Source organism: Mesorhizobium sp. M4A.F.Ca.ET.090.04.2.1 (genome assembly GCF_003999085.1).
In the GTDB taxonomy this organism is placed as follows: Bacteria; Pseudomonadota; Alphaproteobacteria; order Rhizobiales; family Rhizobiaceae; genus Mesorhizobium.
Map to the genome: position 1 here is coordinate 1 of NZ_RZOT01000792.1, position 1,720 is coordinate 1,720.

General features: G+C 68.3%; 1 protein-coding gene and 1 pseudogene. Both read right to left on the reverse strand.

What is annotated here, in order from left to right:
- A partial coding sequence (locus EN781_RS31870) for a xanthine dehydrogenase family protein molybdopterin-binding subunit (RefSeq protein ID WP_145965762.1) occupies positions 1-1,409 on the reverse strand: 1,409 nt, incomplete at its 3' end.
- Positions 1,406-1,720: pseudogene (locus EN781_RS31875) on the reverse strand (xanthine dehydrogenase family protein subunit M); the annotation flags it as partial. The pseudogene EN781_RS31875 and the gene EN781_RS31870, both read right to left, overlap by 4 nt.

Consider the following 1,720-nt stretch of genomic DNA (forward strand, 5'->3'; position numbering starts at 1 on the left):
GAGGAGCTTTCGACCTCGACCGAACCGTCGGCGAGGATATTCACCACCGCCTCGCCATGGGCGCGCCGCACCGGATAGGTGCCGGCCGCCACGCCCCAGCCGATCAGCTGGTGGCCGTCGCGCATCGAGCGCGGCATTGGCGAACGCTTCCCCCAGCCGAACGCCTCGGCGCCGGCTGCGAAGGCCTCGCGCAACTGCCTGGTCGACCACGCCTTCCTGGCGTGCGGATCCTGTTCGGCGTAGTTCCTCAGCCGGATTTCCAGCGGATCGATGCCGACCTCATAGGCGAGCTCGTCGATGGCGCATTCGATGCCGAAGGCGCTGGGGTTCTCGCCCGGCGCGCGCTTGGCGCCGGGCACCACGGTGTTCACCCGCACCACATTCTGCTTCGAGGAGAAGTTGGGCGTGGCGTACATGATCGAGGTGACGGAGCCGAGCGGCTCGACCCACATGCCATCGACCGCCGTCTCGTTGACGCCGCGATGCACGATCGACTGGATGCGGCCGTCCTTGTCTGCGCCGATCGCCACCGTCTGGCGGGTCGCGGCGCGGCCGCCATAGGAGGTGAAATTCTGCGGCCGGGTCAGCACCAGCTTCACCGGTCGTCCGAGCATCTTCGCCGAGGCCGCCGCCACCGCGCTGTGGGCGAGCGCCAGCGCCTTCGAGCCAAAGCCGCCGCCGATATAGGGCGAGACCAGCCGCACATTCTCGAACGGGATCGCGAACCATTCGGCATAGGTGCGCGCCATGCCGTCCAGCCATTGGCTGGGCTCCCAGATGGTGAGCGCCTCGCCCTGCCAGCGGGCGATCAGCCCATGCGGTTCCATCGCCGCCTGGAATTCGCGCGGCGTGTTGTAGGCCGCGCAGACGCGCACCGGCGAGGCGGCGAAGGCACCTTGAGCGTCGCCCCACTCCTTGGTCATGGCGTCGATCGGGATGCCGTCGCCGGCCTTGGGGTCGCTGAGGTCGACGATCGCCGGCGTCTCGTCATAGGTCACCTTGACGAGGGCGGCCGCCGCGACCGCCTGCTCGAAGGTCTCGGCCACCACCGCGGCGATATGCTGGCCGGAATAGGTGACCGTGCGGGCAAGCGGGCAATAGGTCTGTTGCGACGGCGGGTTGCCGAGCCAATCCGAAGCGCCCTTCAACTCCATGATAGTGTCGGGCGTCAGCACCAGAAGCACGCCGGGCGCTGTCTCCGCCGCTCTGCTGTCGATGGCCACCACCGTTCCGGCGGCGATGGTGCTTTCTATCATCACTGCGTGCGCCAGCCCTTCGAGTTGCTGCTCGACCGCGTAGTGCGCCGCGCCGGTGATCTTGGCCGGGCCGTCGACACGCGACAGCCGCCCGCCCACCGCCTCGAGGCGGGCGCTGTCCGAAGCCGCATGTTTCATCTCATGAACGGTCATGCCGTCTCTCCCAAATTGAGGATGGCGCGCGCGACGACGCGCGGCGCGAGCTCGATCTTGTAGTGGTTGGCGCCATGGTCGACGGCGCCTTCCATGGCGAGTTCGCTCGCCTTGCGCACGGTGGCCTCGGTCAACGTCTTGCCTTTGAGCTCGTTTTCGACTGCCCGCGCGCGCCACGGCTTGGTGGCGACGCCGCCGAGCGCGACGCGGATGTCGCGGATGGTGCGACCGTCGCCTTCGAGCTCCAGCCCTATCGCCGCGCTCGCCGCCGCGAATTCGTAGGACTGGCGGTCGCGAACCTTGAGATAGGT